Here is a 26,151-nt window from a genome sequence, read left to right as displayed (position 1 = left end):
ATCGATCAACCGCTCGCTCACGACGACCCTTCCTCGTAGATGACCTCACCGCGCAGCACCAGGCTCCGGCACGTCGGCAACGGCGTCGGGTCGTCCGGACCCCGCAACTCCGAGTCCTCGGCCAGCAGCACCGGCAGACCCCGCTCCACCCCGGCCGGCGTCGACCACACCGCGAACGTCGCCGGCGCACCCAACGCGAGGACCCCCTCGACGTCCAGGTGCACCGCCCGCCACCCACCACGGGTGTGCGCCGCGAACGCCGCCCGCACACTCATCCGCTGCGCCGGGTTGTGGTGCGCCGCCGCCGCCCGCACTGACCCCCACGGGTCCAGCGGCGTCACCGGCGAATCCGACCCGAACGCCAACGCCACACCCACACCGTGCATCGCGCCCATCGGGTTGGACTCCAACGACCGGTCCAACCCCAGCCGCGACTCGTACATCCGGCCCGCGCCACCCCACAACCGGTCGAACGCCGGCTGCATGCTCGCCACGATCCCGTACTCCACGAACCCGGCGATCAACCGCTTGTTCATGATCTCGGCGTGCTCGATGCGGTGCCGGGCGGCCCGCAACCGCTCCACACCCAGCGTCGCCGCCGCCGCCGCGAACCCGTCAAGGACCGTGCCGATGGCCGCGTCCCCGATCGCGTGGAACCCGCCCTGCAGGCCGTGTGCCGCACAGTCCACCAGGTGATCACGCACCTGCTCCGCCGTCAGGTACCCGTGCCCGCAGCCGTCACCATCGCCGTACGCCTGCGACACGTGCGCGGTCCGTGAACCCAACGCCCCGTCGGCGAACAGGTCACCACCGGCGCCCACCGCACCCAACTCCCGGGCCCGCGCCGCACCACCCAGCTCACCCCAGTACCCGTACACCTCCGGCAACCCCGCACCGGAGATGCCCAGCAGACCGGTGAAGTCCTCCTCGTCGGAGATGTCCGGGCCACCGCACTCGTGCACCGCCGCGATGCCCAGCGACGCCGCGTGGGCAAGGGCCACCCGCTGCGCGGCGACCCGCTGCGCCCGACTCACCGACCCCTGCGCCGCCGCCCGCACCACATGATGCGCGTCGCGACGCAACCACCCGGACGCGTCGTAACCGGCCGCCTGCACCACCTGCGGACACGCCGCCAGCAGCGCCGACGACACCAACGCCGAGTGGATCGACGCCTGCGACAGGTACACCCGACGACCACCGGCCGCCCGGTCCAACGCCGCCGCGTCCGGCACCGTCGAATCCGACCAGGTCGACTCGTCCCAGCCGTGCCCCAGCACCACCGCGTCACCCGGCAGACCCGCCGCGAAACCCGCCACCGCGTCGAGCAACTGCCCCGCCGAGCGCACGCCGGACAACTCCAACCCGGACAACGCCAACCCGGTGTCGGTGGCGTGCACGTGCGCGTCGACGAACGCCGGCGTCACCAACGCCCCACCCAGGTCCACCACCCGGTCGGCCGGCGGCGCGTCACCATCGGTCCCCAACCAGGCAATCCGCCCACCGGACACCAGCAGCGCGGTCGCACTCGGGTCGGCGGGGCAGTGCAGCACGCCGCCGCGGTACAACGTCGAGGGATTCGTCATGACCTCAGTCTGCCGCGACCCGCGCCGCGAACAGTTGACGCACCCCCGGCTCGCCGCGCAGCAGCCCCAGCGCCAACTCCGCGTGCCCCGGCACGTACCCGTTGCCCACCAGCATCGTCACGTCCGCGGCCAGTCCCTCCGCGCCCAACGCGGCAGCGGAGAAGCTCGTCGCCATCGAGAAGAAGATCACTGTGCCGCCGTCGGCGGTGGCCAACACCGCCCCGTGCTCACACCCCGGCACGTCGACACAGACGACCGTGACGTCCGCCGGGGCACCCAGTGCGGTGGTCACCGCCGTGGACAACCCCACCGGGTCCCGCGCGTCGGCCAACGCCACCGCCGACGCCAGGCCGGCAGCCGTCAGCGCGTCGCGCTCCGCCGCCACCGGCACCACCCCGACGGTACGCGCGGCGCCTGCCCGCCGCGCCGCAGCGAGCGACAGCGACCCGCTCTTGCCCGCCCCGCCGATCACCGCGACCCGCACCGGCGTCGGGTCACCGACACGACGACGATCCTCGACACAGCGCGACACCACCCGCGCGGTCAACGCCGGCGCCCCGCACACGTCCAACACGGCCAGGGACAACTGCGGGTCCTCGTCGTCGGGCAGCACCGCGGCGATGGAACGGGCGAACAGGATCGCCCAACCGTCACACGGCACCTGCTCGCTGCGCCCGTCCCAACGGGCCAGCCCGTCGGTGATCACCAAGGGCGTCAGCGTCAACGACACCAGGGTGGCGACCCGCTCCCCCGGCTTGAGCCCGAGCGGGGAACGCCGGCCGGCCTCCTCGACGGTGCCGATCAGCATCCCGCCGGAACCGGTCACCGGGTTCTGCATCTTCCCCCGCGTCGCGATGATCTCCAGCACCTCGGCGCGGACCGCGTCGCCGTCCCCGCCGTGCTTCTCCGACAACTGCCGGAAGCTCGCCGCGTCCAGGTTGAGCCGCTGCACCCGGATCCGCACCTCGTTGGGCGCGATCGCCGCCGACGTGTCCAGGCGCCAAGCCGCCTGCGGCAGCACCCCCGTCGGTTGCACGACGCGGTGCAGTCCCACCGGTGACGTCACGCCAACCTCCCCTGTCCAGCCGCTCGAAGCCCCGGTCAAGGCTCGCGTAACGGGAAAACTTACGGCAGACTAATTTCTTCGCCGAATATTTTCCAGTAGCCTTCGGGCTTCGATGATCAGCCGCAACACCGAGGAGGGGCCGTGACCCAGACCATCCCGCACCCCCGTCACGTCCCGGCCGCCGTACCGACCGCCGGGCAGCCATACGAATACCACCGCCGCCCCCTGGTCGAACCCGACTGGACCCGCTTCCCCGGCTGGCGGCACGTCACCCGCGACCAGTGGGAATCCGCCCAGTGGCAACGCGTCAACTGCGTCAAGAACATCAAGCAGCTCCGCACCGTCTTCGGCGACCTGATCGACGAGACCTTCTACGCCGACCTCGAGGCCGACCAGAAAGCCATGGCCACCATGTCCATGCTGGTGCCACCCCAAATGATCAACACGATGGTGCCGTTCGCGCCCCTCACCACCGAGGCACTGCTCGCCGACCCCATCCGCCGCTACATGATCCCGGTCGCCTCCGACCGACGCACCGACTGGCCGTCACACCCCTACGCCAGCCGCGACAGCCTCCACGAACACGACATGTGGGTCGCCGAAGGCCTCACCCACCGCTACCCCACCAAGGTCCTCGCCGAGCTGCTCTCCACCTGCCCCCAGTACTGCGGGCACTGCACCCGCATGGACCTCGTCGGCAACTCCACCCCCGCCGTCGACAAACTCAAACTCACCCTCAAGCCCGTCGACCGCTACGACGCCCACATCAGCTACCTCAAAGCCCACCCCGGCGTCCGCGACGTCGTCGTCTCCGGCGGCGACGTGGCCAACGTCCCCTGGCGCAACCTCGAGTCGTACCTGATGCGGCTGCTGGAACTGGAGACGGTCCGCGACATCCGCCTCGCCACCAAGGCCCTCATGGGCCTGCCCCAGCACTGGCTGCAACCCGACGTCGTCGAAGGCCTCGAACGGGTCGCCCGCACCGCCGCCCGCCGCGGCGTCAACCTCGCCATCCACACCCACGTCAACCACGCCCAGTCACTCACCCCACTGGTCGCCAAGGCCGCCCAGACCGCCCTCGACGTCGGCGTCCGCGACGTCCGCAACCAGGGCGTCCTCATGCGCGGCGTCAACGCCACCACCCCGGAACTGCTCGACCTCTGCTTCGCCCTCCAGGGCGAAGCCGGGATCCTGCCCTACTACTTCTACATGTGCGACATGATCCCCAACGCCGAACACTGGCGGGTCCCGGTCTGGCACGCCCAGCAGCTCCAACACGACATCATGGGCTACCTCCCCGGCTACGCCACGCCCCGCATCGTCTGCGACGTCCCGTTCGTCGGCAAGCGCTGGGTCCACATGCTCACCGACTACGACCGCGAACGCGGCATCTCCTACTGGACCAAGAACTACCGCACCTCCATCGAGTCCGCCGACCTGGAGGCACTCAACAAGCGCTACGCCTACTACGACCCGATCGACACCCTGCCCGCCGACGGCCAACAGTGGTGGAACGACCACCGCGACGACTGACCACCATTCAGACGCGGATTCCGGCGAGGACGAGGTCGGCGAGCCTGCCGATCACCTGGGCGCTCGTCCTCGCCGGCAACCGCCGCAGCGACGCGATGGCCAGGAGACCGGCCCGAACATCGTCCACGTCGACACCAGCACGGAGCACACCCGCGGCCCGCGCGCGGGCGACCAGCACGTTCAACGCCTGCGCGTGCTCCCGCCGTTCGGCACCGAAGGCGGCACTCACCTCGCCGGAACCCAACAACGCCTCGTTCAACGCCTGATCCCGGACCTGCCGATCCGCGAACTCAAGGACCGTGCCGGACAACGCCCGCCATGGGTCGGGATCATCGAGAGCACGACGCATCTGCACACCACAGGCCTCAACCCGCTCGGCGAGGACCGTCGTCACCAGGTCGGCGCGGGTCGGGAAATGCCGGTAGAGGGTCGCCACCCCGATCCCCGCCCGCCGGGCAACCTCACGCATGGGCGCCTCAAGCCCTGCCGCGGCGAAAGTCTCCCGCGCCGCCGCCAGCACCCGCTCACGGTTGGATCGGGCATCGGCGCGCTGCTTCTGAGGCAATGTCAACCCTCCCCCTTCTCACTTGACCCTCACAGCGGAACAGCTGCTCCGGTTCCGGCCTACGGTACGGCTACGACCACGTTATCGAGGCAGAGGAGCCGCTGATGTTCGCAGTGCAGTTCGACCGGTTCGGCGGTCCCGAAGTACTTCACCTCACCACCGCCGACGCGCCACGACCAGGGGCCGGCCAGATCCGGATCCGGGTCCACGCCGCCGGCGTCTCCCCGGTCGACGTCGGACTCCGCGCCGGCCGCACCCCGATGAGCGCGAAGCTGCCACTGCCGCACATCCCCGGCGTCGACGCCGCCGGAACCGTCGACGAGATCGGCGACGACGTCGACGGCGTGACCATCGGCGACCACGTCTTCGGCATCGTCGACCTGACAAAACTCGGCGGAGCAAGCGCACAGTTCGCGGTACTGCAACTCTGGGCACACAAGCCCCCGACCATGCCATGGGCCCAAGCCGGCGCAGCGGGCTCCAGCACCGAGACAGCCACCCGCGCCCTCGACCTCCTGGACCCGCAACCCGGCATGACCCTCCTCGTCGACGGGGCCGCCGGCGGCGTCGGCAGCGTCGCCATCCAACTCGCCGCAGCCCGCGGCCTCCGGGTCATCGGCACCGCCCGCCCCGAAAACCACGACTTCCTCCGCCAACTCGGGGCCACCCCCGTCACCTACGGGCCCGGCCTCGCGAACCGGCTCAACGCCCTGGACGTACCCCGGGTGGACCGCGCGCTCGACGTCGCCGGCGCGGGCTCCCTCACCGAACTGCTCCAGCTCACCGCCGACCCGGCGGCAGTGCTGACCCTGGCCGACTTCACCGCCCCCACGCACGGCGTCCGCCTGTCCATGGGCCAACTGGCCGGTGAGCCCGACGGCCGACACGGCCTGAGCGCCGCCGCCGAACTGTTCACCGAGGGCCGGTTCACGGTGCCGATCGAGGCAGCCTTCCCCATTCAGAAGGCGACCGACGCACACGACGCGGTCGAACACGGATCCCGCCGCGGCAAGATCGTCATGACCGTCGAGGACGCGCAAGAAAACTGACCAACCTCGGCCCGCACACACGTGCCGGTCAGCCGGCGGCCAACACCTCGGACAGCGGCGCCGGCACCAGGTCCCGCTCCCGCAACCCGGCCAGGATGTGCGGCAACGCCTCATCGGTCATCGCGGCATTCGCCTCGGTCACATGCATGATCACCACCGACCCGGGGCGGACCTTGTCCAACACCGCCCGCACCAACGGCTTCCACGCCGTCGCGAACGGATCACCGCTGACCACATCCCCGTCGACCACCGTCACACCCAGCGGCGCCAACGCGTCCAGCGCCGCTGGGTCGTGACACAGCCCCGGAAACCGGAAGTACCGGGTCTGCCGACCCCCGTACGGCTCCATCACCGTGAACGTCTTCGCCACATCGCCGGCCAACTCGTCGACCGCCAGCCGGGGCAGGTCGTAGCAGTCAGCGGTGAACGCCGCATGCCCATACGTGTGGTTGGCCAACTCGAAGCGCGGATTGCCGGCGATCCGCCGGGTCACGTCCGGATACCGCTGCACCCACTTGCCGGTCAGGAAGAACGTCGCCGGCACCCGCTCCCGTTCCAACAGGTCGAGGATGCGCAGGTTCGCGTACGACTTCACCCGCCCGGCCCGCAGGCTGGCCAGCATCCCGTCGGTCATGTCCGCGTCGAAGGTCAACGCCACCTTGTCGCCGGTGCGCGGCCCGTGATCCACCACCGGTGCCCGGGTCCCCACCCGCGTCGCCCCCGGCACCGTGGAAACCGTCACCTGTGGTGTGCCGGAAGGCGTCGGAACCGCCGGCGATGCGGTAGCGCTGGCTGACGGTACGGCCGGAGAGGCAGACGAACCAACGAAGACCGGCTTGTCCGGTGGCACCCGGGTTGCCGCACACCCGGCACTGCCGACAACGGCCACCAGTACGCCACACCACAACGGGCGAAGCCAAGGTCGGATCACGCGCCGATCATCGCAGACGCGAAAACACCTCACTGCCCCGTCCGCCCGCCGGCGCTGCCCACATCCACCCGACGCGTCGATCTTGTAATCGGGACAGCAAGTGCAAGATCGCGGAGCAGGGACAGGGCTACGCGGAGCCGCCACGTGGCGCGTACATGATGACCGCGACGCCAAGCAGGCAGAGCGCCGCACCGGCCAGGTCCCACCGGTCCGGGCGGAAGCCGTCCACCACCATCGCCCAGCCCAACGAGCCGACCACGAACACCCCGCCGTACGCGGCCAGGATCCGGCCGAAGTTCGCGTCCGGCTGGGACGTGGCGACGAAGCCGTAGCAGCCCAACGCGACCACACCGGCGGCGATCCACCACAGCCCACGGTGCTCCCGCCAGCCCTGCCAGACCAGCCACGCGCCACCGATCTCAGCCAACGCGGCCAGCGCGAACAACACCAGGGAGCGGAGCACGGTCACCGGGTGACAGTAACCGCAGCACCACCACGGGTCCCCGGGCAACGGTGCGCCCGGGGACCCGTGGACCGCTCAGGTCACTTGGTGAAGGAGTCCTTCACGTTGCGCCCGGCGTCCTTGACGTTCTGACCGGCCTGCTTGGCGCGCGCGTCACTCTGCTGGCTGGCGCCCTCGCCACGCATCCGTTCGTTGTCGGTCATGTCGCCGACGCGCTCTCTCGCGGCGCCGGCCATCTGCTCAACCTTGTTCCTTGCCTTCTCGGTGAAGCTCATCGCGCCTCCTCGGTCTGGCGGGTGTCCCGGCTCGCTTGCCCGCTCTCCGGGTGCCGAAACCGGTGGTGCCGGTCGGCACACCGCGTAGGGCATCCTAGGAAGATAGGTTGAGGGGGGCCGGCGACGGTGTTGCGAACCAGTATTGGGATGGGGCCGGATGGGGGCGGAGCGGCTGCCGCGCGATCACGGGCACTTGGCGGCTGCACCGGCGACACCTATCCGCAGCTGGGCGCGGCGATGATGCAACACCCGATCCGCTAGGACTTGCTTGAGCAGTACCTCGTGGAGCGGTTCGGCGAGCTGTCGCACCTGCGCGTGGGGCTCTTCCTGGTAGATCAGATTCCGTCGCAAGAACCTGTCTACCGAGGGCCCCACGCCCTGTCGCCGAACATCCGTTATGGACGCGATGCCCGTGCATCCCGACCTGGGCCCGGACCCTGTTGGGATCACCTCAGTGGACACACGGGTAGGGGCGGATGTGGAGCTTCATAGAAGTTCAGCTATGAAGCGGAATTCAGTGGGGCGTTCCTCACAGGGACTTCCATTGACGTCGCCTTCGGTAAGGAAATACCATTAATCACAATCAGTAAGCTTCTATTTACGCGTCTCGTAGGCGAAATCACGAACGCTTCGTCAATCGGACCCCATACACTCACCGACACTTGGAAATCCGTCATGAATGGCGGTAACGGATCGTCGCCAGTCATCCGGGAGTAGAGAAGATGGACCCGCTAACCGGGAATTCGATGCTGAACCGTTCGCCGGTGGCGATTTACGACAGCGTGGCCGAGCAGTACGACCGAGAGAGGTCAGCGGCAACGTACGAGCAGAGACTAGAGATTTATCGCACCCTGCTGGACGAGCACGCACCCACCGCACGCCGCGTTCTCGACCTGGGTTGCGGGACCGGGACGTTCACGCGGCTGCTCGCCGACCGCGGGTTCGACGTCGTAGGCCTGGACGCCTCGCGCGAGATGTTGCGGATCGCTGTCGGGTCTGAGCGCCCGCAAAGGTCTGCCGCCGTGAGGTATGTCCATGGCGACTTCATCGAGCTACCAGCCCTGGGAAAGTTCGACGTGGCGCTCACCGTCGGCGAACCCTTCAACTACCTCAAAGACGAGGCGGAACTCGTCCACGTGCTCAGGAACGTGGCGGCCGTGCTGGATTCTCCCGGCCTGCTGATCTTCGACGTGCTTAGCCGCCGCTCCTTCACCCGCATGACCAAGGTCCCGCACGTGGAGGAGGTGGCCGGGGTCATCCGCGTCATCAAGGGCGAGGCGGAGGACGACGCCACGCACATCAACGTCAGGGAACGCAGATTCTCGCCCCATGGTGACCTATGGAAACTCGTTACGAACGTCCACCGGCACACTCTGTTCGATTCCGACGCCATTCGACGATGTGCGAGCCAGGCCGGATATGCCGGCGTGCAGTTGTACGGAATCCGCCAGGGGCGCCTGCAGGACAGATTCGATGATGAGCTGCATGCCTGGTGCATCGCGGTCGCGTGGAAACAGTAAAGGCATTTCCGGAAATCGGGAATGTCCGCACGTGGCGGCTGTGCACCGTGTCCAACGAGCGCTCGCGACGGAGGGAGGTGATTAGCATGGAGATTCGATGGATTCCCCCGGATTGGCTCGACGAAGACGACGCCTGACAGTCATTTGGGGGGTTCTGCGGTGCGACGACACCCGCGGAGCCCCCCAAATGGTGAAATGGCCGTTCTATTGATCTGGGCAGCGAGAGAGCGGTCCGCTCAAGGTTTGGCACGAGCGTCATGAAAAGCGGCATGGCCGGATCACCTCTTGCGGTAGCGGCGCGCGACGTGTCCTTCCGCCGGTATGGGTGGCTGACCGCATTGACTTGGGCGCCGTACGCCGTTCTCGCCCTCCCGGTCGGAGGCTGGGTGGCTCGCTTCCGGACCAACGTCGCCGACGTGATCGCCGAGGGCTACCCGGATCACGCAACCGTTGGACTCGAAACCCCACCAGCAACGTCAGTCACAGACACACCAGCACGAGGTGTCCGTCACGGGCTGCTGGCACTGTCACAACCAGTGACGAAGACGTCGAGGACGGCGCGGCTCCAGCAGATAATGGGCTGAAAGCTACGGGCGATCCATGCCGAGCTGACCTCAGTGGTTAACTGGCCGCATGGGAGAGCTCCTGCTGATCCGGCACGGCGAGACCACCTGGAGCGCCAGCCTGCGGCACACCTCGTACACCGACCTGGAGCTGACCCCCGACGGCGAGCGACAGGCCCGCACCCTCGCCGCGTTCCTGGCCGGCCGGCGGTTCGTGACCGTGCTGGCCAGCCCTCGCTCCCGGGCGCTGCGCACCGCGCAGCTGGCCGGGCTCACCGTCGACGCCGTCGACGAGGACCTCAGCGAATGGAACTACGGCGAGTACGAGGGCCGCACGACCGTCGACATCCACGAGGACCAGCCACACTGGAACATCTGGACCGACGGCTGCCCCGGCGGAGAGTCACCCGCGCAGGTGGGCGCACGACTCGACCGGGTGCTGGAGCGCGTCACCCCACTGCTCGAGAGGGGCACCGTCGCTCTGGTCGGCCACGCGCACAGCCTGCGGGTTCTCGGGGCCCGCTGGATCGGCCTGCCCCCGTCCGCCGGCGGGCGACTGCGCCTGGAAACCGCCACGGTCAGCGCGCTCGGTCACGAGCACGGCCGGCAGGTCATCCTGCGGTGGAACCAGCCGGCTCCTCCGGCGCCCGGGACCGCGACCGACTCGGTGCCGCAGCACTGATCTTCGGCGGCCGGTTCTCGTACGGGGTGGACAGCACCACCGTGGTCCGGGTCGTGACGTTCGCCGACGTACGGATCTCCTGCAGCACCCGCTCCAGGTCGGTCGGGCTCGCCACCCGCACCAGCAGCAGGTAGAAGTCCTCCCCCGCGACCGAGTAGCACGAGTCGATCTCGGGCAGGTGAGCCAGCCGCTCCGGCGCGTCGTCCGGCTGCGACGGGTCGAACGGGCGGATCGCCACGAACGCGGTCAACGGGAGGTCCAGCGCCTCGAACGAGACCCGGGCGGCGTACCCCTTGATCACCCCGCGCTGCTCCAGCCGGCGCACCCGCTGGTGCACCGCGGACACCGACAGCCCCACCTTCTCGGCCAGGTCGGTGTACGACAGTCGGCCGTCGGCGGTCAGCGCGGCGACGATAGCGCGGTCGATCTCCTCCACGGCGTGCAACCTACCGGGAAAACGGCCCGACGGCGACGAGGTACCCGCCGGGCCGGGTCGGCGGCGCGGCGCGGTGGACCACCGCAGCCGCGCCGCCACACCTCGCTGGCCTGGTCAGCCCTTCGCCAGCGCCCGGGAAATCACCATCCGCTGGATCTGGTTGGTGCCCTCCACGATCTGCAGCACCTTGGCCTCGCGCATGTACCGCTCCACCGGGTGGTCGGCCACGTAGCCAGCACCTCCGAGCACCTGCACCGCGTCGGTGGTCACCCGCATCGCCATGTCGGTGGCGAAGAGCTTCGCCTTGGCCGCCTCGATCGCGTACGGCCGGCCGGCGTCACGCAGCCGGGCCGCGGCGAGGGTCAGCGCACGGGCGGCCGAGATCTGGGTGGCCGCGTCGGCGAGGATGAAGCCGAGCCCCTGGAAGTCGATGATCGACCGGCCGAACTGCTGCCGCTCCCGGGCGTAGGAGACCGCGTAGTCCAGGGCCGCCTGGGCCAGCCCGACCGCGCAGGCCGCGATGCCGAGGCGGCCGGAGTCCAGTGCGGACATCGCGATGGTGAAGCCGACCCCCTCGCCGCCGATCAACCGGTCGGCGGGCACCCGCGCCTCGTCGAAGACGATCTGCGCCACCGGGGAGGCGCGCAGTCCCATCGTCCGCTCGGCCGTCTGCGGGGTGATGCCGGCCGTGCCCGCGTCGGCGAGCAGGCAGGAGATGCCCTTCGGGCCGGGTCCTCCGGTGCGGCAGAAGACGTTGTAGAAGTCGGCCGTCCCCGCATGGGTGATCCACGCCTTGGTGCCGGAGACCAGGTACGCGTCGTCGGCACGGACCGCCCGCGTGCTCAGCGCCGCCGCGTCCGAGCCGCCCTGCGGCTCGGAGAGGCAGTACGCGCCCAGCAGCTCGCCGCCGAGCATGTCCGGCAGCAGCTTGCGCTGCTCGTCGTTGCCGAACGCGAACACCGGGTAGCAGGACAGGGTGTGCACGCTGACCGCCTCGGCCACCGCGAGCCAGCGGCTGGCCAGGATCTCCAGCACCTGCAGGTACACCTCGTACGGCTGGGCCGCGCCGCCGTGCTCCTCGGGGTAGGGCAGGCCGAGCAGGCCGGCCCGGCCGAGGGTACGGAGCACTCCGCGGGGGAATTCGGCGCGCTCCTCGAAGGCGGCGGCCTTCGGCGCGAGCTCGCGGTCGGCGAGCTCGGTGGCGAGACCCAGCAGGTCGTGGGCCTCGTCGGTGGGCAGGATCCGGTCGACAGTCATAGTGCGATGAGCTCCGTGGGGGTCGTGTTGAGCCGTTGCACGCCGTCCGTGGTGCAGACGACGATGTCCTCGATGCGGGCGCCGTGCCGGCCCGCCAGGTAGATGCCCGGCTCGATGGAGAACGCCATCCCGGCCTCGAGCGGGCGGTCGTTGCCGGCCACCAGGTACGGCTCCTCGTGACCGTCGAGACCGATGCCGTGGCCGGTGCGGTGCAGGAACGCGGGACCGTAGCCGGCGGCGGCGATCGGTTCCCGGGCGGCGGCGTCGGCCGCCGCGCCGGTGACCCCGGGCCGGACCGCGGCGACGGCGGCGCGCTGCGCGTCGTGCAGCACCGCGTAGTACTCCAGGAAGTCGGCCGGCGCCGGCCCACCCGCCACGTAGGTGCGGGTGCAGTCCGAGCGGTAGCCCGATGCCATCGTGCCGCCGATGTCGACCACGACCGGCTCGCCGACGCCGATCGGCCGGTCCGAGGTGCCGTGGTGCGGGCTGGCCCCGTTGGGCCCGGCCGCCACGATGACGAAGTCGACGGTGACGTGCCCGGCAGCGCGGATCGCCGCGGCGATGTCGGTGGCGACCTCGGCCTCGGTACGACCGGGGCGCAGCCACTCGCCCATCCGCAGGTGCACCTGGTCGATCGCCGCGCCGGCCTCGGCGAGCGCCGCGACCTCCGCCGGGGACTTGCGGATGCGCAGCTCGCGTAGCACCTCCGCGGCGAGCCGAAGCGCTGCGCCGGGAAGGGCCGCGCGCAGCGCGAGGACCTGCTCGGCCCACATCCGGTTGGACAGTCCGACCGCCGTGACCGGGCCGTCGAGGGCGGCGACCACCAGGGGGTACGGGTCGGTGCCGTCGACGTGGTCGACGATGCGTACTCCGGTCGTCGGCGCCGCCTCCGCCGCCGGACGCTCCAGTTTGGGCACGATGAGGGTCGGCTCACCCACGGCGGGCAGCACCAGGCAGGTCAGCCGCTCCCCCGCGTGGGCGTCGTACCCGGTGAGGTAACGCAGGTCCGAGCCGGGTGTGAGCAGCAGGGCGTCCAGGCCCGCGGCGGCGGTGGCGCGCTGCGCGGCGATCAGCCGATCCGGCGGGTACAGCTCGTCGATTCCCACACCCGCAGCTTAACGGTCGTTCGGTTAAACCCCCATACCGCGCCGACAGCCAAGAAATCCATAGATGTTGATTGACGCGGACAGTTAACACTCTTTAAGATTTGGCTGCCTCGAGGCCCACCCGCCCCTGCGTCCCGCACCTCCCGCCCGCGACAACCCTGCGCGGGCGGGCGTCGTCCCCCGCCCACGGGAAGGCCCCCGATGTCCTCACCACTGCGCCGCGCCCTCGCCGCCGGCCTGCTCGCGCTGGCCACCGCCGGCGCCACCCTCACCGTCACCTCCACCGCCGCGCAGGCCGTGGTGCTGCCGAACAACTTCAAGAGCGTCGGCTACATGCCCTCCTGGGCCGGCAACGTCAACACCGTCCAGTACAACAAGCTCACCCACATCAACTACGCGTTCGTGCTGCCCAACAACGACGGCAGCCTGCGCGCGGTGGAGAACCCGAGCAAGCTCTCCTCGCTGGTCTCCCTCGCGCACGCCAGCAACGTCAAGGTGTCGATCGCCGTCGGCGGCTGGAACGACGGCAACGACTCGGCCTTCGAGGCCCTGGCCGCCAACTCCGGCAGCCGGACCAACTTCGTCAACAACCTGGTCAACTTCGTCAACCAGTACAACCTCGACGGCGTCGACATGGACTGGGAATACCCCGACCCGGGCACCTCGGCCAACAACTACACCCAGCTCATGACGCAGCTCGGCAGCGCGATGCACAGCCGCGGCAAGTTGCTCACCGCCGCCGTCGTCTCCGAGGGCGGCAGCGTCCAGGGCGTACAGACGGCCGTGTTCGGCCAGGTCGACTGGCTCAACATCATGGCGTACGACGGTGGCAGCCCGCACGCCAACTACGACTGGTCGATCAACAGCGTCAACCTGTGGAAGGCCCGCGGCCTGCCGGCCAGCAAGGCCGTGCTCGGCATCCCGTTCTACAGCCGCCCCGGCTACTACACCTACTCGGCGCTGGTCGCGCTGGACCCGGCCAACGCCAACCGGGACTGCACCACGGCGGGCGGCGCGCAGCAGTGCTACAACGGCGTCCCGACGGTCAAGCGCAAGACGCAGTGGGCGCTCGCCAACGCCGGCGGCGTGATGAACTGGGAGCTGTCGCAGGACACCACCGGCTCGACCTCGCTGGTCAGCGCCATGTACGACACCATCATGGGCGGCACCACCCCGCCGCCGACCGGTCGTACCGGCCCGATCACCGGCATCGCCGGCAAGTGCGTCGACGTGGCCGCGGCGAGCACCGCCAACGGCGCCGCCGTCCAGCTCTACGCCTGCAACGGCACCAACGCGCAGACCTGGACCGTGGCCAGCGACAGCACACTGCGCGCCCTCGGCAAGTGCGCCGACATCGCCAGCGGCTCCACCGCCAACGGCGCGAAGGTCCAGCTCTGGGAGTGCAACGGCAGCGGCGCCCAGGTCTGGCAGGCGCAGTCCAACGGCACGCTGCGCAACCCGCAGTCGAACAAGTGCCTGGACGCCACCGACAACAGCTCCGCCGACGGCACCCGGCTGCAGATCTGGGACTGCTTCGCCGGCGCCAACCAGCGTTGGACGCTCCCGGCCTGACAGCGCCGCCCACAAGGTCCCCGGTCGACGCCCCGCGTCAGCCGGGGGCCTTGCGTTGACGCCCCGCGTCAGCCGGGGGTCCTGGTGTGCTCGCGGACCAGGGCGAGCATCTCCTGCACCGAGCCGGCCGGGTCCGCGACCGGGAACTGCACGGCTCGCACCACCGCCGTGGGGTCGACCAGCAGCGTCAGCCGCTTGAACCGGGTGATCCCGCCAGCCCGGAAGGTGGGCAGCAGCAACCCGGCGGCGAGCCGGCCGTCCTGGTCGGACAGGAGCGGGAACGGCAGCCCGGCGTACGCGGTGAAGTCGGCGAGCTGGTCGGGCCGCTGCGTGCTGACCCCCCACACCCGCGCCCCGGAGGTCTGGAAGTCCACGTACCGGTCGGCGTAGGTGGTCGACTCCAGGGTGCAGCCACGGGCGCCGGGAATGTCGGACCAGCCCGGCGGGTAACCCTGCGTCCCGGGCGCGTAGGCCCCGGGGAAGAGGTAGAGGACGCTCCACGCGCCACCGCCGGTCAGCGCGACCGGTTGCCCGTCCGGCCCGGGCAGGACGACCTCGGGCAGCCGTCGCCCGATCAGGTCGTGCACCCGGCGGGCCTCGGCAGAGTCGGCGTCGGCGGTCGCGGTCAGCTCGCCATCGCCCATCAGGTGCCTCGTTCCCCAGTCCTGCAACGCGATCAGCACCGGCAGTAGCCCCTCGCCCCTGGCGGTCAGCAGATAGTCGAAGCGCGGCGGGTGTCGGGAGTACGGCCGACGCTCCAGCACGCCGTGCTCGACCAGGGCGGCGAGGCGTTCGGTCAGCGCTCGTCGGCTGACACCCAGCTCCCGCTGCAGCGCGTCGAAGCGGGTCGTCCCACCGGCGACGTCCCGGACGATGAGGAACGTCCACCAATCCCCCAGCACGCCGAGCGCCTGCGCGATGCCGCAGTCCGCATCAGCAAGTTCCTCTCGCCGCACCCGTCACCTCCGTCCGTCCTCGCCCCGACTATAGTCCGTTTCAGATTGGAACTCACTAGTTCGACGAACGGGGGCCGACGACATGCGCGTCGAAGATCGAGCTGGAGTGTTCTGGCGCTGGTGGACCGCCGGCACGACCAGCCTGGTCGGGTCGGCGGTCGGCTCGGTGGCCCTGCCGCTGACCGCGCTCACCGTCCTCGACGCCTCCGCGTTCCAGATGGGCGTGATCGCCGCGGCCAGCTACGTCGCCTGGATCGTGATCGGGCTGCCCGCCGGCGTCATCGTGCAGCGCCTGCCGCTGCGCGGCACCCAGGTCGGCGCCGACCTGTCCCGCGCGGTCGCCGTCGCGTCCATTCCGCTGGCCTGGTGGTGGGACCACCTCACCGTCGCCCACCTGGTGGTCACCGCGCTCGTGGTCAGCTTCGCCAACGTGCTCTTCGACGTGGCCAACTCGACCTTCCTGCCCAGCATCGTGGACCGCGAGCAACTACAGTCGCGCAACAGCCTCACCTCGGCCACCCACGCCGCCACCCAGCTCAGCGGCCCCTCCCTCGGCGGGTTCGCCGTGCAGGCCCTCGGCCCGGTGCCCACCCTGCTCGTCGACTCGGCCAGCTACCTCGTCTCGGCGGCACTGTTGCGCACGCTGCCCGCCAGCCGAGTCGACGTGCCGGAGCGCTGGCCACCGATCGGCGAGCTGATTCGCGAAGGCTGGCGCTTCGTCGTGCACCACCCGGTGATGGGGCCGAGCATGTGGGCCGCGACGGCGATGAACTTCGCCTGCGGCGCACAGTACGCGCTCTTCCCGCTCTACCTGGTCCGCGAGCTGCACACCCCGGCCGGCCTGGTCGGGCTGCTCATCGCCATCGAGGGGGTCGGCGCGCTGGTCGGGGCGGCGTTCACCGCGCGGATCACCACCCGGATCGGCACCGCCCGCGCGCTGATCGCCGCCGGCTTCACCACGGTCGCCGGGGCGTTCCTGATCCCCGGGGGCACCGGCTGGCTGGCGTACGCCGCCTTCGCCGTCGGCAGCGTCATCTTCTCCCTCGGGACGGTGGTGCTCAGCGTGACCACCCGGACCTACCGACAGATCGCCAGCCCACCCGACCTGCTCTCCCGGGTGATGGCCACCGTGCGGTTCGTCTCCTGGGGCGCGATTCCCGTCGGCGGGCTGGTCGCCGGCGCGCTGGCCGGCCCGTTCGGCGCCCGAGCCACCCTGTTCGTCTTCGCGGCGACCCTGGTGTGCGCGCCGCTGGTGCTGCTGCTCTCCCCCGTCCGGCACCTGCGCGACCTGACCGACCATGACCGGGACGAGGCCGAATCGGCAAGGCAGGCGACAACCGGACCGATCGACGAGATGGCAACAGGAGCGCGGCGCTGAGACGACCGTCTGTCGTCGGCACCAGACAGATCGTCAGAAGCCGCGCGGTGGCGCTCGGAGGCGGTCAGCACGACGGGCACAGTTGCCGAAAAAAACCGTTGGGCTGCCCGACTTGCTTCAGACATGATCGACTCGTGGACACCTACCTGGAGACCGAGCGCCTGGCGCTGCGCCGTTTCACTGCCGATGACGCGGACCTGCTGATCGAGCTGGACAGCGACCCGGCGGTGATGCGCTACCTGAGCGGCGGCAATCCGACCGCACCGGAGATCGTCCGCGAGCGCTACCTCCCGAACATCCTCGCCGGCTACGAGAAGTGGGACGGCGACCTCGGACTATTCGCCGCGCACGAGAAGGACAGCGGCGCGTTCATCGGCTGGTTCATCCTGCGTCCCGAGCCGGAGGGCCCGCTGGACGAAGTCGAACTCGGCTACCGTCTGCGGCAGGCGGCTTGGGGCAACGGTTATGCCACCGAGGGCTCGCGGGCCTTGCTGGGGAAGGCGTTCTCGGAACTCGGTGTGCGCATGGTCTGGGCTGAGACGATGTCCGTGAACCGCGGTTCGCGCAACATCATGGAGAAGCTGAAAATGACGCTCGCGGACACCATCCCCACTCCCTCCGACATGGAGATGGTCGAGGGCTCCGAGCACGGCGGCGTACGGTACGAGATCACCAAGGAGCAGTGGGAGCGGCAGTAGCCACGGTGCGAACGGCCGTTCTGCATCCACGGCGGTCGAGCCGAGGCGGAGCCCGGGCGGCGATTCGGCACGGCGCGGTTTCGTTCGGACACTGGTGTGGTATCCGAACGAAACCGCAACGCCGCCGGTCGTCGTCCGGACTCCGCCACCGGCCGACCAGTTCTTATGAAACAGGCCCTGAGGAGCGGGACGCTGACACGAACGGAGATCCGGCCTCACCGGTCTCCACCATCTCGCTCATCCAGTCGTTGAGCTCCTCCTGCATATCGGCCTGAGCCACCTCGGTCACCGTCTCCGCCAGGTCGTCCGCCAGCATCGACCCCGCGAATCGCCGGGCCGGCAGGCCGTCCCGGTAGACGACGATGGTGGGCAGCGCCCGCAGATGATGCAGCTCGGCCAGGTCCTTCTGCTCGACGGCTTCGACCGTCCAGACCGGGCACTCCGGGTACTGAGCTACAAACTTGTCGAGTTCCGGCTGAAACTGCTGACACGCCGAGCTTTCGCTCCACCGGAAGACCAGTACGGCGATTCCCGACGCCAGGACGACGTTGTGTTCACTGCTTGACAATGCTCGCATCACATCGCGACTGACGTCCGACAGATGGCCCTGGTTCAAATTCGACGCAGGCCGCGTCTGTGCAGGTGGATGATCGACGGATCAGCCGGCGCGGGACGCCGCCATCCGCAGCGCGGTTGCGGCGTCCGGCGGGCCAAGCACGATCCAGGAGCCGTCAGCGAAGAGCAGCGCGAGGCGCCCGATAGTGCCGCCGGGCAGCGCGTCGATGCGGGCCAACTGCTCGAGGCCCACCTGCCAGGCCACCTCCAGCGGCGCGTCGCGATCCGCCGGGCTGGGCCCCTGCCAGGCCGCCCGCACCTGGCGAGCCGCCGCCGACAGGCGGTCCCGGAGCCCGCCCCCGGGGGCTGGCTCCGTCACGGTCGGTCGAACGCCCTGCCGGCGCAGCACCAGCACACGACGGTTTGTCAGCGCCAGCACCTGGGCGACTCTGGGCTCGGGCAACTGCTCGTCAAGCTCGACCCCCAGCGAACCTGGCGGACCGCCGAGCACCCCGTTGCGGGCCGCCTGGTACCACTCGATCCCCGGCCCGGTGGAGGCCGTCACCCCGGCAGCATCCCAGGCCAGCCCCTCCGCCACCCGCAGCGGGTTCACCTCGGCACGGAACACCTCCCCGGCCGATCGGCGGCCCGGGACACGGGTGAACCAGCACGCCTCCCGCAGGGCCTCGCCCGGGGCCAATCTGGCCCCCACCTGAGCGAGCAACTCCGCCTGACGCGCTGCTCGCTCGTCCATCGGCCCTCCCCGCGTCACGGCACCTGGTCGGCTGCCGGCCCTCCACCAGTGCCTCCGCCCCAGCCGCAACGCGGCGGTGCTCAGCGTAAGCCGGACCGGCATCCCCCGGACGCCACCACCGCGACGACGCCGTCCGGGGACTGCGCCTCGCCGTACCGCCGCTTAGCGGCGCCACCGACGGAATCGTACGACGGACGAGGCTGGTCCAACCGGGCTGCCCCGTGACGACGGCTCGGGCCGTGCGAGAACCCGCCCGCACCGTGGTTTTCCCCTTCGAGTGGCAGCCGGGGCCCTAGCCTGGGTCGGGGAGCCCACGCGGACTCCCCGACCGGGAGGACCACATGGCAGCGAACGAGGCGAACCGCGTCGCGACACGCCGTCGCCGCCAACTGTGGGCCGGGGTCCTCGCACTCGTCGGCCTGGTCCTGCTGATCATCGGCGTCACCGTGGCCGACGGCGTCGCGGCCTGGGTCGAGGTGGTGGTCGCGATCCTGCTGCTGGTGACCAGTTACGTCGTGCAGCACCTGGCTCGGCGGGAGACCGTCTACCGGCGCGACGAGCAGCGCTGACCCCGCCGACGGCCGGGCGTACCCCTGATCGTCGGAGGCTTGTGCCAGGCTGTCCGGCGTGGCACACCGACCCCCGATCCTGCTGATCGATTCAGCCAGCCTCTACTTCCGGGCCTTCTTCGGCATTCCGGAGTCTGCCGCCCGAGCCGAGGACGGCACCCCGGTCAACGCGGTGCGCGGTTTCCTCGACATGCTGGCAACCCTCATTCGTGGACGCGGCGCCGACCGGATGGTCTGCGCACTGGATTACGACTGGCGTCCCGCGTGGCGGGTCGACCTGCTGCCGTCGTACAAGGCGCACCGGGTTGCCCCGCAGGGCGGCGAAGTCGTTCCGGACACACTCTCCCCGCAGGTGCCGATGATCCTGGAGGTGCTGGCCGCGGTCGGCATCACCTCAGTCGGCGCGACCGGTTACGAGGCCGACGACGTGCTCGGCACGCTCTCGGTGACGCAGCCGGGCCCGGTCGAGGTGGTCTCCGGCGACCGGGACCTGTTCCAGCTCATCGACGACGCCCGGCCGGTCCGGTTGCTCTACGTCGGGCGTGGTGTCGCCAAGCTCGACGACTGCGACGACGCCGCGGTGCGGGCCCGCTACGGCGTGCCGGCCGACCGGTACGCCGACTTCGCCGCCCTCCGCGGCGACCCCAGCGACGGGCTGCCCGGGGTGGCGGGTGTCGGTGAGAAGACGGCCGCCCGGCTCATCGAGCGGTACGGCAGCGTCGCCGGCATCCTGGCCGCGCTCGACGACTCCGACTCGTCCTTCGCACCGGGGTTGCGCACCAAGCTCGCCGCAGCCCGCGACTACCTGGGCGTCGCGCCGACGGTGGTCCGGGTCGCCCTGGACGTGCCACTGCCGGAGCTGCCCACCGCGCTGCCCACCGCCCCGGTCGACCCGGACCGGCTGGTCGAGCTTGCCGAGCGGTGGAACCTGGCCGGCTCGGCCCGCCGGCTGGTGGACGCTCTCGCCGCCCGCGCCGACACCTGACCAGCGCCCTCGCGGCGTCCGGCCCGGAGCCACGCCGCGAGGCGCGGGTCAGCCATCGACATGATCGACACCACATCGGCGATGTTGGGGTATCAACCGCCCCGGATACCCCAACGTCGGCGAGTGGAGGGGATCGCCTCGGCGCCGTAGCGAAGCCCCTGCCCGTTCGGAACCTATTTGACCTTGCGAGTCGTTCGGACCACGATGCCCTCGTACTCCGGGTGCTTGACCAGCCAGTCGGCGAGGAACGGGCAGATGGGCACCACGGTCCGCTTCCTGGCCCGGGCGTCGTCCATCACCGCGCGGGCCAGCGTCGAGCCGACGCCCCTGCCCTCGAACGCCGGATCGACCTCGGTGTGGGTGTAGGCGATGATGGTGCCGGTCAGCTGGTAGGTGACGACCCCGGCGACCACACCCGCCTCGTCGCGCGCCTCGAATCGCTCCCGCTCCGGCACGTCTGTCACGGTGAACTGCACCCGACCATCCAACCACCCACCCGGGCACCGCTCCCGTCGAGGCCGGCCCCGGGGGGCGACAGCACGCGCATTGTCTCGGCCGTAGCGGGAAACGCAGCGGCGCCGGCCGGCAGCAGCGCCGCCCGATCGGCTCGCGGGAGGAGACGCGCCACATGACAGACCCGTCGACGGACGGCGGCATCGCCGTCGTGGAGATGTTCACGTCCCAGGGCTGCTCGAGCTGCCCTCCCGCCGAGGAGGTGCTGACCGAGATCGAGCGCGACGCCCGGGAGCGGGGGCGGCCCGTCTACGCCCTCGGATTCCACGTCGACTACTGGGACTATCTGGGCTGGCCCGACCGATTCGCGGACGCGGCGTACACCGCACGGCAGGAGGCGTACGCCCGCGCCTTCGGCACCGGACGCCTGTACACACCGCAGATGGTCGTCAACGGCACCGTCGAGTTCGTCGGATCCGACCGTCGGCGGGCGGCGAGTGCGATCGCGTCGGCCCTGACGTCGACCATGACCACGCCTCTCGCACTCTCCGTCGCCGACGCCGACGGCGGGCATCGGGTGGTGGTGGACTACCAGGCCGGGCAGCCGCCGGGGCGCACGGTGTTGAACGTGGCGGTGGTGGAGCGCGGGCTGGTCAGCGAGGTCGCCCGAGGCGAGAACGCCGGGCGGACGCTGCGGCAGGACAACGTCGTACGCGCCTTCACGTCGATGAGCCTGAACACCGGGCGGGGACGGGTGGAGCTGGCGGTGCCGCCGGATCTCGACCCGGGCGGCGCGACGGTCGTCGGCTATGTGCAGGAGAACGGCGAGCAGGGCATCGTCGGCGCCACCACCATCGAGTTGTCCACCGCGTAATCTCGACACATGCGGGTGGTGCGGGGTGCGAGGAGGCTCGGTGGCTGACGCCGATGACGTACGCCGTCTGGCGCTGGCGCTGCCGCACACGGCGGAGATCGCCAGCGACGGCTTCGACTTCCGGGTGGCCGACAAGGGCTTCGTCTGGTCCTATCCGGAGCGCGTCCCGGGGAAGCCGCGGGTCATCCGACTCGACGTCGCGGTGCTGTTCGTCGGCGACGAGGCCGAGAAGCAGGCGCTCCTGCTCGGCGAGCCCGACCTGTTCTTCACCGCGCCCGGCTACGACGGCCTGCCCCTGGTGTTGCTGCGCCTACCGGCGGTCGAGGTCGAGCGACTGAACGAGCTGGTGACCGACGCGTGGCGGATGCGGGCGCCCGAGGCGCTGCTGAGCGACCTCGACGACTCCGACGGATCGGTCGTCGCAACGAGCGCGGGCGCCGGCGCCTAGCGACATCGGCACGCAACGGGTAGGACACATTGACGGGGATCTCAGTACTCCATTACCGTTGCTGTGAGAGCGCTCTCTCGCTTGACCTTCTCCCCCAATTCAGACGCAACGCGTCGGACCCGGCTAGGGCCGCACCCCGGCGCGCGATGGAGGCACCATGAAACCTCCCGTCCCCCACCGCCGCTGGGCCCTGGCCACCGCCACCGCTCTGGCCCTGGTCGTCGGCGGTCTCGCGATCCCCGTCACCCGCGCAGCCGAGGCCGCACCCGTCGGCGCCGGCAGCTACACCACCACCCCCGTCGGCCCGCTCCCCAGCGGATGCGGCGCGATGTCCAGCAACCCCCGGCAGTTCGCCACCGCCAACGCGCCCGCCGGGCCGGTGCCCACCAACGACTGGTGGTCCTCGCTGCTGTGGAAGCGCACCGACTGCGCCTTCAGTGAACCCCTGCACGCCCACCCGACCTCGTACGACACCTTCACCGACGGCCTCGGCTTCTCGGCCAACTCCACGGCCGCCATCAGCGGCACCGCGACCGGCGTCGGCGAATTCCACTACCCGTACGTGCAGGACATCCGGGTCGGCGTGGCCGGGCTCGCCGCGCCGCTGGTCAGAGTCGACGGCTGGACCGACTGGACAGTCAGCCCGCACTGGAGCGACGGCACCCGGACTTTACGCGCCACCATCGGCCACGGGCTGCCCTTCGCGTACTTCCAGGCCACCGGTGGGGACGCGGTGATCGGCGCCGCCGGCACCCCCGACGTCTGGTCCAACAGCGGCGCCACCATCGGCTTCCGGGTCAACGGCCACGACTACGTCGGTTACGCGCCCAGCGGCGCCACCTGGACCGTGTCGGGCGGCCGGATCTCGTCCACCCTGGCCGGTCGGGGCTACTTCTCCGTCGCACTCCTGCCACCGACGTCGAGCGCGGCGGAGCGCGCCGACCTGGCCGCGACCTACGGCCGGTACGCGCACGCCCACGTGACCGGCACCCAGGTGTCGTACGCCTACAACCCGGCGACCAGCGGCCTGACCACCACGTACGCGTTCACCACGACCGCCCGGGAGGGGACCGCCACGCAGACCGTGGTCAGCCTCTACCCGCATCAGTGGAAGTCGCTGAGCGGGTCCACCGCGATCACACCGACCTACCCGTCGGCACGGGGTCGGATGAAGGTGCTCACCGGCGTCAGCCAGTTCCGTACCGCCATGAAGTTCCAGGGTGTCCTGCCGGAGTTGCCGGCCGTCGGCGACGGGAGCGGCACCGATCTGGCCACGCTCACCAGCCAACTGGCCGCCGTCCGTGCGAACCCGATGGACCAGCGCGGCAACGACACCTACTGGACCGGCAAGGGGCTCGGTCGGGCCGCCCGCATCGCCGAGATCGCCGACCTGGTCAACGACACCGCGACGCGCGACAGCGCGCTGACCGCGATCCGTACCACGCTGACCGACTGGTTCACCGCGTCCAGTGGCAAGACCAGCAGGGTCTTCTACTACGACAACAACTGGGGCACGCTGATCGGCTACCCGGCGTCGTACGGCTCCGACCAGGAGCTCAACGACCACCACTTCCACTACGGCTACTTCGTCGCCGCCGCCGCGACGTTGGCGAAGTTCGACCCGGCGTGGGCGGCCACCAGCCGCTACGGCGGCATGGTGGACCTGCTGATCCGGGACGCCAACAACTACCGCCGCGACGACACCCGGTTCCCGTACCTGCGCGACTTCGACATCTACGCGGGCCACGACTGGGCGTCCGGGCACGGCTCCTTCGGCTCCGGCAACAACCAGGAGTCCTCGTCGGAGGGCATGAACTTCGCCAACGCCCTGATCCAGTGGGGGCAGGTGACGGGTGACACGGCCGTCCGCGACGCCGGCGTCTTCCTCTACACCACCCAGGCGGCGGCGATCCAGGAGTACTGGTTCGACGTCAGCGACCAGAACTTCCCCGCGGCCTTCGGGCACTCGACGGTCGGCATGGTCTGGGGTGACGGCGGCGCGTACGCCACCTGGTTCAGCGGCGAGCCGGAGATGATCCAGGGCATCAACCTGCTGCCGGTCACCGGCGGACACCTCTACCTGGGTAACAACCCGGCGTACGTGCGGACCAACTACGCCGAACTGGTCCGTAACAACGGCGGGCAGCCGACGGTGTGGCAGGACATCCTCTGGCAGTTCCAGGCTCTCGGCGACCCCGACGCGGCGCTGGCGAACCTCCGCGCGAACCCCGGCTACACCCCGGAGGAGGGCGAGAGCCGGGCGCACACCTTCCACTGGATCCGCAACCTCGCTGCCCTGGGTAATGTCGACACGACGGTCACCGGCAACCACCCGCTGTCGGCGGTGTTCTCCCGCAACGGCGCGCGCACCTACGTGGCGTCGAATCCGACCGCGTCGCCGATCACTGTGACGTTCTCCAACGGCACCACCCTCGCCGTGGGGGCCGGCAGGACGGCCACCACCGGGGCGTACACCTGGAGTGGTGGCAACGCGGCCGGCGGCGTGCCGCCGGGGCCGACGCCCACGACTCCCCCACCGACGACCGCCCCGCCCACGACCACGCCGCCGCCGACGACCCCGCCGCCGACCTCGGGCAGCCCGACGCGGTACCTGCTGCCCGGGGGTGGGCTGGGCGCCGCCGGTGGCGCGGCCACGACGACTGTCGCGGCGGCCAACGGAAACCACGACGGTACGCCCACCAACGCGCAGGTCTTCACGGCGACCGGCCTCAACCTCGCCTACTCCGGCGGGCAGACCACGTTCGACCTGTTCGTGGACGCCGGGACAGCGGTCGGCAACGGTGTGCAGGCGCGGATCTCCTACGACCTCACCGGCAACGGCAGTTGGGACCGGGTGGAGACGCTGCGCTACTTCGCCACCGACCCGGTTCCCGGCTACGAGCACTACACCCAGAGCGCCGGCCTGGCCTCGGCCACCGGCACGTTGGGCGCGCTGAGCAACGGCACGGTCCGGGTGGAGGTCTGGTCGGCGATCGGCAACAACCCCAGCACCGTGGGCATCGGCAACCAGTCGGTGCTGCGGCTGCCGTACTCCTGATCGGCCCGCACGTCGCGGCCGGTGTGCGGGACCAGGATCGGTCCCGCACACCGGCCGGGGTGAAACAGCTCAGTCAGGCGTGCTCGGTCAGGAGGCGGTGCAGGTGGGCGTCACGCCAGCCGCGCTGCCGGTGCCCTGGAAGCCGAACTCGGTGACCTGGCCGGCGCCGAGCCGGCCGTTGTAGTTGACGTTGGTGAACCGCACCGTGCCGGTGGAGCCACTGGCCGTCGCGCTCCAGGTGTTGGTGACACTCGCGCCACCGGGAAGCGTGACGCTGACGTTCCACCCGTTCGTACCGGCCGAGCCGGCGGTGACCTTCACGCTGGCCACGAAACCGCCGGTCCACGAGTTCAGTGACACCGACGCCGTGCAACCGTCCGGACCCGGCGGAGGCGTCGTGGGCGGCGGCGTCGTGGGCGGCGGGGTGGTCGGGCCAGGCGTCGTCGGCCCGGGGGTCGTCGGCGACGGGGTGATGCCGGGGCCGGCGTTGAGGGCGTTCAGGACGCTCGTGTACGCCGCCTTCTTGTTACCGCTGCACTCGAAGAGCAGGGCATTGTCCGACCCGCGCCACGAGTCACAGTCGCGCACACCCCACGTGGTGATGCCGGTGCAGCGTGAGACGTTCATGCACGCGCGGGTGACCCCGGCGAAGATGTTCGCCTGGTTGCCGCCGCTCATCACGTCCAGCTCGGTGATCTGCACATCCACACCGAGATCGGCGAAACGCTGCAGATTCGCCTGGTAGTCACTGGCCAACGAGGTGCCCAGGTGCGACTGGAACCCCACACAGTCGATCGGCACACCACGGGACCGGAAGTCCCG

The 26,151-nt window shown here is 70.4% G+C and carries 26 protein-coding genes; 12 read left to right on the top strand and 14 right to left on the bottom strand.

All coding sequences use genetic code 11. The annotated features are described in order from the left end of the window. Positions 1–17: 17 nt before the first annotated feature. Both C7C45_RS32155 and kdd read right to left on the bottom strand, forming a co-directional pair. On the bottom strand, positions 18–1,583 hold the full coding sequence (locus C7C45_RS32155) for an amidohydrolase (RefSeq protein WP_110568566.1): 1,566 nt from the start codon (positions 1,581–1,583) through the stop codon (positions 18–20). A 4-nt stretch (positions 1,584–1,587) separates the two neighbouring features. After that, positions 1,588–2,649 (bottom strand): L-erythro-3,5-diaminohexanoate dehydrogenase, encoded by a 1,062-nt coding sequence (gene kdd / locus C7C45_RS32150; protein ID WP_110568564.1) that lies wholly within the window; start codon positions 2,647–2,649, stop codon positions 1,588–1,590. Positions 2,650–2,790: 141 nt separating this feature from the next. On the opposite strand from kdd, the gene C7C45_RS32145 reads away from it, so the two are divergent. Next, positions 2,791–4,182, top strand: a complete 1,392-nt coding sequence (locus C7C45_RS32145; protein WP_110568562.1) for a KamA family radical SAM protein — start codon at positions 2,791–2,793, stop codon at positions 4,180–4,182. A gap of 7 nt (positions 4,183–4,189) precedes the next feature. On the opposite strand, the gene C7C45_RS32140 is transcribed toward C7C45_RS32145, so the two are convergent. After that, positions 4,190–4,753: a TetR/AcrR family transcriptional regulator gene (locus C7C45_RS32140; protein WP_244200679.1), complete on the bottom strand. Its 564-nt coding sequence runs from the start codon at positions 4,751–4,753 to the stop codon at positions 4,190–4,192. A 98-nt stretch (positions 4,754–4,851) separates the two neighbouring features. Here C7C45_RS32140 and C7C45_RS32135 point away from each other — a divergent pair, with 98 nt between their 5' ends. After that, positions 4,852–5,796 carry an NADP-dependent oxidoreductase gene (locus C7C45_RS32135; RefSeq protein WP_110568557.1) on the top strand — a complete coding sequence of 315 codons (945 nt, stop codon included), beginning with the start codon at positions 4,852–4,854 and terminating at the stop codon, positions 5,794–5,796. 28 nt (positions 5,797–5,824) lie between these two features. On the opposite strand, the gene C7C45_RS32130 is transcribed toward C7C45_RS32135, so the two are convergent. From C7C45_RS32130 to C7C45_RS32115, 3 genes are all read right to left on the bottom strand, one after another. Beyond that, entirely contained in the window at positions 5,825–6,523 is a 699-nt protein-coding gene (locus C7C45_RS32130; protein ID WP_244200678.1) for a polysaccharide deacetylase family protein, read from the bottom strand. A 331-nt stretch (positions 6,524–6,854) separates the two neighbouring features. Further along, entirely contained in the window at positions 6,855–7,196 is a 342-nt protein-coding gene (locus C7C45_RS32120; protein WP_110568555.1) for a YnfA family protein, read from the bottom strand. Between the two features lie 74 nt (positions 7,197–7,270). After that, on the bottom strand, positions 7,271–7,465 hold the full coding sequence (locus C7C45_RS32115) for a CsbD family protein (RefSeq protein WP_110568553.1): 195 nt from the start codon (positions 7,463–7,465) through the stop codon (positions 7,271–7,273). Between the two features lie 722 nt (positions 7,466–8,187). Between C7C45_RS32115 and C7C45_RS32110 the strand changes: the two genes are divergently transcribed. Beyond that, the gene (locus C7C45_RS32110) at positions 8,188–8,985 is read left to right on the top strand and encodes a class I SAM-dependent DNA methyltransferase (protein ID WP_110568551.1); all 798 of its coding nucleotides are present in this window, start codon (positions 8,188–8,190) and stop codon (positions 8,983–8,985) included. A gap of 633 nt (positions 8,986–9,618) precedes the next feature. Then, positions 9,619–10,230: a histidine phosphatase family protein gene (locus C7C45_RS32105; protein WP_110568549.1), complete on the top strand. Its 612-nt coding sequence runs from the start codon at positions 9,619–9,621 to the stop codon at positions 10,228–10,230. Here C7C45_RS32105 and C7C45_RS32100 read toward each other — a convergent pair. The 3 genes from C7C45_RS32100 to C7C45_RS32090 form a co-directional block, all read right to left on the bottom strand. Next, positions 10,160–10,666, bottom strand: a complete 507-nt coding sequence (locus C7C45_RS32100) for an Lrp/AsnC family transcriptional regulator (protein ID WP_110568547.1) — start codon at positions 10,664–10,666, stop codon at positions 10,160–10,162. The two genes, C7C45_RS32105 and C7C45_RS32100, sit on opposite strands and share 71 nt — an antisense overlap. A gap of 114 nt (positions 10,667–10,780) precedes the next feature. Then, the gene (locus C7C45_RS32095; RefSeq protein WP_110568545.1) at positions 10,781–11,923 is read right to left on the bottom strand and encodes an acyl-CoA dehydrogenase family protein; all 1,143 of its coding nucleotides are present in this window, start codon (positions 11,921–11,923) and stop codon (positions 10,781–10,783) included. After that, entirely contained in the window at positions 11,920–13,029 is a 1,110-nt protein-coding gene (locus C7C45_RS32090; protein WP_110568543.1) for a M24 family metallopeptidase, read from the bottom strand. The genes C7C45_RS32095 and C7C45_RS32090 overlap by 4 nt, the downstream gene beginning before the upstream one ends. A gap of 201 nt (positions 13,030–13,230) precedes the next feature. Between C7C45_RS32090 and C7C45_RS32085 the strand changes: the two genes are divergently transcribed. Beyond that, positions 13,231–14,601 carry a glycosyl hydrolase family 18 protein gene (locus C7C45_RS32085; protein ID WP_110568542.1) on the top strand — a complete coding sequence of 457 codons (1,371 nt, stop codon included), beginning with the start codon at positions 13,231–13,233 and terminating at the stop codon, positions 14,599–14,601. A 68-nt stretch (positions 14,602–14,669) separates the two neighbouring features. Here C7C45_RS32085 and C7C45_RS32080 read toward each other — a convergent pair whose 3' ends face one another. Then, positions 14,670–15,557 carry a winged helix-turn-helix transcriptional regulator gene (locus C7C45_RS32080; protein WP_110568539.1) on the bottom strand — a complete coding sequence of 296 codons (888 nt, stop codon included), beginning with the start codon at positions 15,555–15,557 and terminating at the stop codon, positions 14,670–14,672. 82 nt (positions 15,558–15,639) lie between these two features. On the opposite strand from C7C45_RS32080, the gene C7C45_RS32075 reads away from it, so the two are divergent. Together C7C45_RS32075 and C7C45_RS32070 are read left to right on the top strand one after the other, a co-directional pair. Next, on the top strand, positions 15,640–16,935 hold the full coding sequence (locus C7C45_RS32075) for an MFS transporter (RefSeq protein WP_110568537.1): 1,296 nt from the start codon (positions 15,640–15,642) through the stop codon (positions 16,933–16,935). A 134-nt stretch (positions 16,936–17,069) separates the two neighbouring features. Further along, the gene (locus tag C7C45_RS32070) at positions 17,070–17,633 is read left to right on the top strand and encodes a GNAT family N-acetyltransferase (protein WP_110568535.1); all 564 of its coding nucleotides are present in this window, start codon (positions 17,070–17,072) and stop codon (positions 17,631–17,633) included. 163 nt (positions 17,634–17,796) lie between these two features. Here the strand turns inward: C7C45_RS32070 and C7C45_RS32065 are convergent, their stop codons facing one another. Both C7C45_RS32065 and C7C45_RS32060 read right to left on the bottom strand, forming a co-directional pair. Beyond that, positions 17,797–18,201, bottom strand: a complete 405-nt coding sequence (locus C7C45_RS32065; protein WP_167454906.1) for a thioredoxin family protein — start codon at positions 18,199–18,201, stop codon at positions 17,797–17,799. A gap of 90 nt (positions 18,202–18,291) precedes the next feature. After that, complete coding sequence (locus C7C45_RS32060; protein WP_110568531.1) at positions 18,292–18,942, bottom strand: hypothetical protein; 651 nt, start codon at positions 18,940–18,942, stop codon at positions 18,292–18,294. A gap of 341 nt (positions 18,943–19,283) precedes the next feature. Here C7C45_RS32060 and C7C45_RS32055 point away from each other — a divergent pair, with 341 nt between their 5' ends. Together C7C45_RS32055 and C7C45_RS32050 are read left to right on the top strand one after the other, a co-directional pair. Further along, positions 19,284–19,511 carry a hypothetical protein gene (locus C7C45_RS32055; RefSeq protein WP_110568529.1) on the top strand — a complete coding sequence of 76 codons (228 nt, stop codon included), beginning with the start codon at positions 19,284–19,286 and terminating at the stop codon, positions 19,509–19,511. 58 nt (positions 19,512–19,569) lie between these two features. Beyond that, complete coding sequence (locus C7C45_RS32050) at positions 19,570–20,496, top strand: 5'-3' exonuclease (RefSeq protein WP_110568527.1); 927 nt, start codon at positions 19,570–19,572, stop codon at positions 20,494–20,496. Positions 20,497–20,669: 173 nt separating this feature from the next. Here C7C45_RS32050 and C7C45_RS32045 read toward each other — a convergent pair whose 3' ends face one another. Further along, positions 20,670–20,972: a GNAT family N-acetyltransferase gene (locus tag C7C45_RS32045; RefSeq protein ID WP_110568526.1), complete on the bottom strand. Its 303-nt coding sequence runs from the start codon at positions 20,970–20,972 to the stop codon at positions 20,670–20,672. Positions 20,973–21,124: 152 nt separating this feature from the next. Between C7C45_RS32045 and C7C45_RS32040 the strand changes: the two genes are divergently transcribed. From C7C45_RS32040 to C7C45_RS32030, 3 genes are all read left to right on the top strand, one after another. Continuing rightward, positions 21,125–21,823: a DUF1223 domain-containing protein gene (locus tag C7C45_RS32040; RefSeq protein ID WP_110568524.1), complete on the top strand. Its 699-nt coding sequence runs from the start codon at positions 21,125–21,127 to the stop codon at positions 21,821–21,823. A 40-nt stretch (positions 21,824–21,863) separates the two neighbouring features. Next, positions 21,864–22,271, top strand: a complete 408-nt coding sequence (locus C7C45_RS32035; protein ID WP_110568521.1) for an MmcQ/YjbR family DNA-binding protein — start codon at positions 21,864–21,866, stop codon at positions 22,269–22,271. A 157-nt stretch (positions 22,272–22,428) separates the two neighbouring features. Next, a complete protein-coding gene (locus C7C45_RS32030) occupies positions 22,429–25,329 on the top strand; it encodes a glycosyl hydrolase (protein WP_110568519.1) in 2,901 nt (966 codons plus the stop codon). A gap of 87 nt (positions 25,330–25,416) precedes the next feature. Here the strand turns inward: C7C45_RS32030 and C7C45_RS32025 are convergent. After that, on the bottom strand, positions 25,417–26,151 hold a 735-nt coding region (locus tag C7C45_RS32025), incomplete at its 5' end, for an endo-1,4-beta-xylanase (RefSeq protein ID WP_208641496.1).

Origin of the sequence: Micromonospora arborensis (genome assembly GCF_003205615.1) — a bacterium.
GTDB classification, from domain to species: domain Bacteria; phylum Actinomycetota; class Actinomycetes; order Mycobacteriales; family Micromonosporaceae; genus Micromonospora; species Micromonospora arborensis.
The sequence above is the reverse complement of the archived record's forward strand: the minus strand, read 5'-3'. Positions and strand labels throughout refer to the sequence as shown.

Bases quoted from the DNA above. Each gene is read 5' to 3' on its own strand.
- C7C45_RS32085 (WP_110568542.1), top strand. From the start codon at position 13,231: ATGTCCTCACCACTGCGCCGCGCCCTCGCCGCCGGCCTGCTCGCGCTG.
- C7C45_RS32110 (WP_110568551.1), top strand. From the start codon at position 8,188: ATGGACCCGCTAACCGGGAATTCGATGCTGAACCGTTCGCCGGTGGCG.
- C7C45_RS32060 (WP_110568531.1), bottom strand. From the start codon at position 18,942: ATGGACGAGCGAGCAGCGCGTCAGGCGGAGTTGCTCGCTCAGGTGGGG.
- C7C45_RS32155 (WP_110568566.1), bottom strand. From the start codon at position 1,583: ATGACGAATCCCTCGACGTTGTACCGCGGCGGCGTGCTGCACTGCCCC.
- C7C45_RS32030 (WP_110568519.1), top strand. From the start codon at position 22,429: ATGAAACCTCCCGTCCCCCACCGCCGCTGGGCCCTGGCCACCGCCACC.
- C7C45_RS32040 (WP_110568524.1), top strand. From the start codon at position 21,125: ATGACAGACCCGTCGACGGACGGCGGCATCGCCGTCGTGGAGATGTTC.
- C7C45_RS32115 (WP_110568553.1), bottom strand. From the start codon at position 7,465: ATGAGCTTCACCGAGAAGGCAAGGAACAAGGTTGAGCAGATGGCCGGC.
- C7C45_RS32105 (WP_110568549.1), top strand. From the start codon at position 9,619: ATGGGAGAGCTCCTGCTGATCCGGCACGGCGAGACCACCTGGAGCGCC.
- C7C45_RS32135 (WP_110568557.1), top strand. From the start codon at position 4,852: ATGTTCGCAGTGCAGTTCGACCGGTTCGGCGGTCCCGAAGTACTTCAC.
- C7C45_RS32055 (WP_110568529.1), top strand. From the start codon at position 19,284: ATGGCAGCGAACGAGGCGAACCGCGTCGCGACACGCCGTCGCCGCCAA.
- C7C45_RS32075 (WP_110568537.1), top strand. From the start codon at position 15,640: ATGCGCGTCGAAGATCGAGCTGGAGTGTTCTGGCGCTGGTGGACCGCC.
- C7C45_RS32095 (WP_110568545.1), bottom strand. From the start codon at position 11,923: ATGACTGTCGACCGGATCCTGCCCACCGACGAGGCCCACGACCTGCTG.